Below are 7939 nucleotides of genomic sequence, written 5' to 3'. Positions count from 1 at the left end.
GGCGGGCACCACAGGGTCAGCAGCGCGAGGATGCCGAGGACGGCGGAGATGTTGCTCAGCCAGTCGCCGATCGTCTTCAGCAGGTCCTTGTGCCGGGCGCACCATTCCTGGATGGCGTGTCCGAGTTTCTGGAACTGGTCGCCCAGGCGTTCCCAGAACCCCGGGTCGGGTGGTGCGCTTTCGGTCGCTTTGCGTAGCCGGCTCGCGACCCCACGGGCCTGGGCCTGGTGCTGTTCGAGCAGCCGCTCCGCTTGCTTGATGATCTCTTCGAGTTCACGCTGGGCCTGGTCCAGCTGTGCTGAGGCTGTCGACAGTTCACCGTCGGCCTGCTGGAGGCGGGTGCTTGCCGCGTCGATCTTGGCCTGGGCGTCCTGCAGGGCGGGGCCGGTGAAGTACTGGCCGCTGAGGCGGAAGGAGGGGTCGGACGCCGCCTGGTTGTAGCGGTTGGTCGCGGCGTCCTTGGTCTTCTCCGCGGAGGCGACCTGACCCTTGGCCTGCTTCGCCTGGGCCTCGTACGTACGGGCTGTGCTCTGGTAGTCGGCCAGCGCCGCACGCCACTTCGACAGTTCCGACGATGCCGTGCTCATGGCCTCGTGGCTGTCCTTCAGGTAGCGGGGCAGTTCCCCGACCTTCTTCGAGAACGCGGAGGCGGCGTCTCCGGCCCAGGTGATGTTCCCGGTCAGGCGTGTGATGGTGTTCTGCGCGTTGTCGAGTGCGGCTGCTGCCCTCTTGGTGCGGGCGGCGAGGGAGTCCACGTTGCCGGGGTTGCCCGGTGCGGGGTCGAAGCCGAGCGCGGGGTACGAGTCGCTGCTCACCGGGTGCCGCCCTTCCCGGCGAAGCCGTCACGCAGGGCCGTCTCGACATCCCGGTACGTGTCGCGGGTCTTCTTCAGCCCGTCCTCGATGCCCTGCGTCCCCTCCGCGATCTTCGTGATCGCGTTGTCCCAGCTGTCGTGGAACTCGTCGCAGGCGTTGTCGAGTTCCTTGCTTCCCGTGGTCTTCGGGCCCGTGTCACGCAGCGCGTTCAGCGCCGCACGCATCTCGTCCTGACTCCGGTGAAGTTCCCTGACCAAGGTGTCCAGCTCGGATATGTCTACCTTGAAGCCCGCTCCCATGGCGCCGACGTCCCCCTGTCTCACGTGGTGCAGCTGTTGGCTGCTGCAACAAGATATCCAGCAGGCGCCGGGTGCTCGGGCGAGGGGCTTCTCGTTCGCAGAACGTTCACGGCTCTACTGGCACGTCAGCTGCGTGGTCCCGCAAACGGGCAGTGGATTTCAGGACGGGTCGCGGTGCATGAGGTACTCCCGGGCAAGGGGTGGGAGGCGGACATGGCTCACTCGGGTGAGGGCGGCTCGGCGACGCCGTGAGTGAGTGTGTGTGCCAGGCGTCACCGGGGAGGAAAGAGCTTCACGACAGTGAGTATTTGGGAAGCCATCTACACCGCGAGGTTGGCGATCCAGCCGAGGATGCCGAGAGCGACGCAGACGACGACAGCGCCGCCCACGTTGTGGGCCGCCTTCTCACGCCGAGAAGGTTCCCGGCTCCGGTTCGGCTTGGCCGACTTGGGTGGCCTGATCACCAGGTACGCGAGCCAGGTGAGCGCGGCTACGGCGAAACCGACCTGCCAGAACTCGCTCACGATGCCCCGGATCCCGGCCCGCTGGATCGTCTGCGGATCGAGCCCCTGTCGCGCGTCGAATTCGGTGCCGTCCGGGTAGTTGTGCCCGGTGTTTTCGAGGTACACGCGGACGGCGTCGTCGGCGGTGCCGCCGTCGGGTGTGAAGTGCCCGGAGCAGTCGTAGTCGGACCGGTTGCGGCGGTGATCGGTGTCGTAGCAACTCTCCACCTTGTACGTGCCCGGGGTGCCGTAGACGCCTGCGGCCAGGGCGAGGTCGGCGGTCGCGGTGGCGGCCCAGAAGGCGGCGGCGAACGCGGCGACGACGCCGCAGATCCAGGCGCAGATCCGGAGGATCACCCGGGTCACAGGGCCCCGGGTGCGGGAGTTGGTGCGGGAGTCGGCCATGCGGAGGTAGGTGATCCCTTCGTGTGCGGTCGGCGGGCGTCCTGGACCCGAGTGACGTGGTCGGGAGGTGCCTGCCTGCTTGCGGTCGTGCGCGGTTGCGTCTCTGTCGTCGGGCTGTATGAGGACGAACGGCCCGCTGCGGCGTCCAGCTTGGTGAAGGCTGACGAAGCCCGCGTACAGGCGCAGGGCTCGGGCGACTCAACTCAGCCCCATGCCTCCGCGGCACCATACATGCACTGACCAGGCATTCTGTACGGAGCCCCCGTGGCCCCGCAGCTCTGCGGAAAACCGCCACATGCGTGCCACGGGATCGTGGCCTGCGTGTGACATGGGGCCGCGCCAGGGAGGTCGTAACACTTCACGCCCCGTGGAAGTAACGTGACTAGGGTTACGGCCCATGGACATGATCGAGCTCTTGTACTTCTTCCTGGTCACCGTCTTCGCTGTGGGGCACCGTCGAGTTCAGAGTCCGTCGCATCGACCGGAGAACTGCCCACCTGGAGCGGAAGGTTGATCTCCTTCTTGAGCAGTTGGGCGTCCAGGATCCTGGGCCGGCCGAACTGGATGAAGTCGATGCTCTCGTGAGGAAGGGCAAGAAGGTCCAGGCGCTCAAGCGCTACCGGGACATCACGGGGGCCGATCTGGTCGAGGCCAAGGCCGCGGTTGAGCGTATGTAGGTCAGGTGTGGTCGGCCGGGATCGTTTCCAGGGCAGGCCGGTTGATCGGCCGGTTGATCGACACGTAACCGGGGTTGCGCTCTCCGCCTCGGAGGCTTGCGGCGGATGAAGCCTGCACATATTGACCGCGGATTGTGCACCACGGCTCCACGGTTGCGCTCAGTCCGGTCTCTTCAGCGAGATCGTTATATGAGCTCTGTTGAGTGGGATACGCCTAGCGTTCGTGAGGGTCATAAGCTGTCGTGCGATTAACGGGGGCGCCGAAAGGTGCGCGAGTGGCTTGAGTTGAGCCTCGCGGCAACTTGGGGTGCGGGTCGGTCGAGTCGATATGAGAGCTCCTATCGTGTGAGCCCGCGCCCATGCATCGTGCCCCCTCGCCGAAGTACGTGTGAGAGGGAACCATGTCTTATCCCACGCCTCCCGGAGGCGGTAATCCGTACGGGCAGCCGCCTCCGCAGAGTGGTTGGCAGCAGCAGCAGCAGCAATGGCCAGGGCAGCCGCAATGGCCAGGGCAGCCGGAATGGCAGGGGCAATGGCAGGGGCAGGGCCCCGTGCCGCCCATGCCGGCAGCACCCCCCGTCGCGCCGCCGCCGGTTCCCGTTCCGGCCCCACCGGGGCCGACTCAGCCGCCGTATCAGTTCGGTGCGTACCCTCCGTCCGGGAGCCCTGTGCCAGGGATGCCCGTACCGGGACCCGTCCCCCCGTCGGGCGGAGGAGGCACTGCCCGGAAGATCTTCGGGGGTCTGCTGAGCGTGTTCGGCGTGCTGGGCATGCTTGGTGGCGGGGCGCTGGCGGCTCACGCGTACAGCAACAGTCAGCAGGACGTGCACAACTCTGCCTACGGGGCGGTGCTGTGGCGCAACGAGACCGCCGACGAGCTCTTCCCGGCGACCGTCGGCGACCCCTCGTACGAGGCGTCGGACAAGAAGATCGCGCAGTGGAGCCGGATGGGCATATCCCAGGACACCTCGTGCTCCAAGGGGCTCAGCGGCGAGACCAAGGAGACCGCGCTGAAGCTCGGGTGCGAGGCCGTGCTGCGTGCAACGTACGTCGATCTCACCGGGGAGATGGTCGCCACCGTCGCGGTCATCGTGCTGCCCGAGGGCGGAACCGGAGCCGAAAAGATGGCCGAGTACCTACAGGGCCAGGAGAGCGAGGTCTTCCCCGACGCCGCCGTGGTGCCGTACGCGGTCCCGGACACACTCGCAGCGAAGTGGCAGGAGAACCGGCGCAACGGCATGGGCGCGGAACCCTACACGGGTAGTCCCGAGTTCCCCTACGCCATCGCCGCCACGACCGGCGCGGTCGACGGCCGTACGCAGGGCAACCTGCCCGGCGAATTCGGCAGTTACGGCGCGGACGACGAGGACAAGACCCCTTGGATGGACGCTGCCCACGCTCTCAGCCAGACGTTCGCCACCCATTTCCGAGACCTGGAGAGGTGAGCCCCGCAGTGAAGTTCCGGACCATACGCGCGACCTCCACCGCAGTCGTCCTCACCGGTCTGCTGTGCACTGTGGCCACCGCTCCGGCACAGGCGGCCACGCCGGTCGGCTGGGAAGGCGCGGCACTCGGCCTGTCCGCGGCGCAGCAGCAGAGCCAGGGTGAAGGAGTGACTGTCGCGGTCCTCGACAGCGGTGTGTACGCCGACCATCCCGCCCTCAAGGGCAAGGTCATCACCGGGCCCGACTACTTCAAGGACGGGCTGGAGGCGGGCGACTCGCAGTGGGGACAGCACGGGACCGCCATGGCCTCGGACGTTCTCAAGGTGGCCCCGAAGGCCAAGATCCTCTCGGTTCGTGTCATCGATGACAAGCACGAGGAGGAACGCACCGAGGAGGATCTGAAGGAGTCCTTCAGGAAGGGCAACAACCCGATCGCGGACGGTATCAACTACGCGGTCCAGCAGGGTGCCGACGTGATCTCCATGTCGCTCGGCGGCGAGGACATCTTCGGCGGCTACAGCGAGGACGAGGCCGCCGCCCTGGCCTATGCCGCACGCAACGGCGTGACGGTGCTCGCCTCGGCCGGCAACTCGGCCGAAGTCTTCAACGACGTCTCGTACCCCGCCGGTTACGCCGGTGTGATCGCGGTGGCCGCTACCCAGCAGAACGGCGAGCGCGCCTCTTTCTCCACCGTGCACAGCTACAACGACGTGGCCGCGCCCGGCGTCGACATCGTCAGCGCGACGAACACCGGCGGCTACGAGCCGGTCGACGGCACGTCACCCGCCTGCGCGCTGGCCGCCGGCGTCGTAGCACTCATGTACGGGAAGAACCCGAAGCTGAGCCCGGCCCAGGTGAACGACATCCTGATCGACACCACCCATCGTCCCGCCGGCGGTGCCAGTGCCGTACTCGGCTACGGCCTGATCGACGCGGACGCGGCGGTGAAGGCGGCTGCCTCGCCGCCCAAGGACACGACGTCGTCGGTGGCTTACAAGGGTAAGGAGCACCTGGCGACCCCGGACGGCACGTCGAAGACGACGCACCCGGAGATGGAGCAGGGGCTGTGGATGACGGGTCTGGCCGCAGCCGGCGTGGGATTGGTGTTCCTGCTTGGGGGTGTTCTTCTGGCGCGGTCAGGGCGCAGCAAGCGGACAGTACCGGCGGGAGCGCCCGGCATGGGGCAGCCTCAGGGGTACTTCCCTGGCTGAGGCCCTCGCTTCGTCCCTCGCCCGGACGAAAAAGGCAAGCCCTGGCGCTCCTGTTCCCCGGTAGTGCCAGGGCCTCCGGCAAGCCAAGAACGCCATCAGTGCCTGTTCAGGTTCGGCGTGGAGGTTTCGTACGTTCTGGCTGTGTGTTTGCCGCCCTATGGAATGATCGGCCCGTCCAACTGCTGTTGCCGTTTGCCGATGCGACCGCCGATGCACGAACGGGGAGGCCTGCGTGGGGGACCACTTCAAGACCGATATCGATCAGCTCGCCACTTTCACCAGAGACCTCAAGGGAGCCCATGACTCCCTTGAGCAGGTGCGGACTGCCCTGCAGCACGTACGGGCCGACCAGATCGGGACGCCGGAGCTGGACGAGGCGTGCGACGCGTTCCAGGAGCGGTGGAAGTACGGCAACGAGCAATCAAGGAGCGCATCGGCAAGCTCACCGAAGGCCTCCAGAAGAATACGGATAACTACCGCGAAGTGGAGACCTCCCTGGAGGAGAGCTTCAAGCGGGCCGCGGCTGCGGGGAAGTGATCACGGTGGCACAGAATCCGTATGTGCACCTCGGGTGGAACCCGGTGCCGGGAGAGCCTGGCGAGGTCGAGAAGCTCCGTACGCAGCTCATCAATTCGGCGAGCGCGCTGCAGACGGCGTACCAGAAGATCGACAGACTCCTCGGTGAGTCCAGCTTCTGGGAGGGCGACGCGGCGGTGGGCTTCCGTGAGGCCCTCGATGGAGACCTGCCGAAGTACATGAAGGACGCCCATACGTCGCTGACCAAGGCCGCCGGTCACCTCGGTGCCTGGCATGGCGGGCTCTCCAGCCGCAGGGAGCTGGCGCACAAGTACGACGGTGAGGCGGCCGACCACCAGGGCGACTTGAAGACCGCCAACTCCCGGCACGAGACGGCCAAGCAGAACCCCGACCTGAAGCTCGCGGGACAGACCTTCCAGGAAGGCCCCGAGTTGGAGGCCGCCCAGGCCCGGTTGAACGCCGCACAGACCCAGCTCAACGACGCCGTCACCGCCGTCAACAACGCGCAGGGCGCGCTGGACGAGGTGATGCGCAAGGCGCGCGAGCTGGAGGGGACACACGAGGCGGAGGCGCGGGACCTCGCGAAGAAGCTGAAGGACTCCACGAAGGATCTGGCGCCCGAGGAGCCGGGGTGGCTGAGCAGGGCGCTCGGCTGGATCGGGGACAACCTCACCAACATTCTGAGTGTGCTGGCGGCGGTGGCGGGGTTGCTCGCGTTGTTGTGTACGGGGCCGTTCGGGGTTGCGATGCTGCTGGTCGCCGCTGGTGCCAGCCTCGCGACCGCGGCCACCCGTATCGCCGATCCGCAGGTCAGGGCCTCACTCTGGGACGGCGTTACGAAGGGCGAGTTCGACGCGGACTTCTGGGAGAACTCCGTGGGCCTCGTTGGCGACGCGGCCGGCGCTGTTCCCGGTCTGGGAGCGGTGACGCGCGGAGCCAACGGGGCGATCAGGTCGGCCATTCACGGAGGCGAAGCCGCAGCCGGAGCGATGCAGTTCTTCAAACAGTTCGGTGACAACACGGTCACCGCCGCCGCCCGGATCTCGACTGCCGGTGCTTTCAACCCCGTCGGCGACTGGGTGGCGCACGCGGCCGGCGGCAGTCAGGCGGTCAAGGCGGGGATGGACTACGTCTCGCCCGTTGCCGGTGTCGTCACCTCCGGCTTCGGGCTTGCTGCCGACAACATCGACGCTCTGAATGGCGATGCGGGCACGGCGGTGGACGGTGCCCGTGCAGGCTTGTTCGACGGCCCTGGGGCCCTCTCGACCATCGCGCGCACCCTGCAGGTGGTGGTGACAAGGTGACCGAGCAGGAGCCCGCCGTACCCCCACTGCGGCTGTTCATCGAGGATTCGGCTCGGGACCCGAGTTCCAAGATCTGGTACGCGCTGCCCGGCGGTTACTTCGACGTCCCGCTGGACGTCCTCGACGCCGAACCCGGCTCGGAGCACGAGGCACGCCTCGAACATCTCATGGCCCTTGTCGCCGACTGCGCCCCGGAAGCGGAACACGACCGCTTCGCCGGAACGGTGCGCGATGTGCGGTACATGGTGCGGCAGATGCGCAGGGAGGGCATCATCGGCTGCGCGCTCGGTATGCACTACGCCGACGACGGCTCTTCCGCAAGCTCCGTCGTCACGGTGGCGCTGCGGGACATCGAATGGGCCCCGCCCAAGCTCACGGCTGTCCGGGCCGTCTCGCTGCTCGAATCCCCGCAGAACGTGGGCCTCTTGGCGCTGCCGGGCGGCCGTCCTGCTTCTGTGTCCGACATCGTGGTCACCATGCCCGCCGTGGGCGGCATGGCCGCGCAGGAGCTCTACCAGTGCAATCTGCACATTCCGGCTCCGTCGGGTGTGCAGCTGGCCGTCCTGACCTTGAGCACCGTGGCTGTGAGTTCGCGCAAGCACTACCGCGACTTGATGGAAAGCATCGCGTACACCGTGTCGTTTCACGATCCTCTGGCGGAGATCGAACGTGCCGCACGGGGCGAAGGGGCCAATGGCCTCGGCACCATCAAGGATGACATTGCCGCCGACTTTGGATGATCC

General features: G+C 67.1%; 9 protein-coding genes. 6 read left to right on the top strand and 3 right to left on the bottom strand.

Features of this window, described 5'->3' with window-relative positions; genetic code table 11:
* The 3 genes from GFH49_RS27220 to GFH49_RS27210 all read right to left on the bottom strand — a co-directional run.
* The coding region (locus GFH49_RS27220) for a putative T7SS-secreted protein (protein ID WP_230396361.1) at positions 1-815 on the bottom strand (815 nt) is incomplete at its 3' end.
* A complete protein-coding gene (locus GFH49_RS27215) occupies positions 812-1138 on the bottom strand; it encodes a WXG100 family type VII secretion target (protein ID WP_230396360.1) in 327 nt (108 codons plus the stop codon). The genes GFH49_RS27220 and GFH49_RS27215, both read right to left, overlap by 4 nt.
* A 296-nt stretch (positions 1139-1434) precedes the next feature.
* On the bottom strand, positions 1435-2022 hold the full coding sequence (locus GFH49_RS27210; RefSeq protein WP_155058710.1) for a hypothetical protein: 588 nt from the start codon (positions 2020-2022) through the stop codon (positions 1435-1437).
* A gap of 581 nt (positions 2023-2603) precedes the next feature.
* Between GFH49_RS27210 and GFH49_RS41830 the strand changes: the two genes are divergently transcribed.
* From GFH49_RS41830 to GFH49_RS27180, 6 genes are all read left to right on the top strand, one after another.
* Complete coding sequence (locus GFH49_RS41830; protein WP_521970484.1) at positions 2604-2699, top strand: ribosomal protein L7/L12; 96 nt, start codon at positions 2604-2606, stop codon at positions 2697-2699.
* 761 nt (positions 2700-3460) lie between these two features.
* Positions 3461-4144, top strand: a complete 684-nt coding sequence (locus GFH49_RS27200) for a hypothetical protein (RefSeq protein ID WP_155058708.1) — start codon at positions 3461-3463, stop codon at positions 4142-4144.
* A gap of 8 nt (positions 4145-4152) precedes the next feature.
* A complete protein-coding gene (locus GFH49_RS27195; protein ID WP_230396517.1) occupies positions 4153-5355 on the top strand; it encodes a S8 family peptidase in 1203 nt (400 codons plus the stop codon).
* 378 nt (positions 5356-5733) lie between these two features.
* Positions 5734-5892: a hypothetical protein gene (locus GFH49_RS40450; RefSeq protein WP_230396516.1), complete on the top strand. Its 159-nt coding sequence runs from the start codon at positions 5734-5736 to the stop codon at positions 5890-5892.
* Positions 5893-5897: 5 nt separating this feature from the next.
* Positions 5898-7196, top strand: a complete 1299-nt coding sequence (locus GFH49_RS27185; protein WP_155058706.1) for a hypothetical protein — start codon at positions 5898-5900, stop codon at positions 7194-7196.
* Positions 7193-7936, top strand: a complete 744-nt coding sequence (locus tag GFH49_RS27180; protein ID WP_155058705.1) for a hypothetical protein — start codon at positions 7193-7195, stop codon at positions 7934-7936. Before GFH49_RS27185 ends, GFH49_RS27180 begins: the two co-directional genes overlap by 4 nt.
* Positions 7937-7939: the final 3 nt, after the last annotated feature.

The organism is Streptomyces blattellae (assembly GCF_009709555.1).
Classification (GTDB): domain Bacteria; phylum Actinomycetota; class Actinomycetes; order Streptomycetales; family Streptomycetaceae; genus Streptomyces; species Streptomyces blattellae.
Note: the sequence above shows the minus strand (reverse complement) of the source record. Positions and strands in the feature narration are given on the sequence as shown.

Excerpts from the sequence above, each read along its gene's own strand:
- GFH49_RS27210 (WP_155058710.1), bottom strand. The coding sequence starts at position 2,022 with ATGGCCGACTCCCGCACCAACTCCCGCACCCGGGGCCCTGTGACCCGG.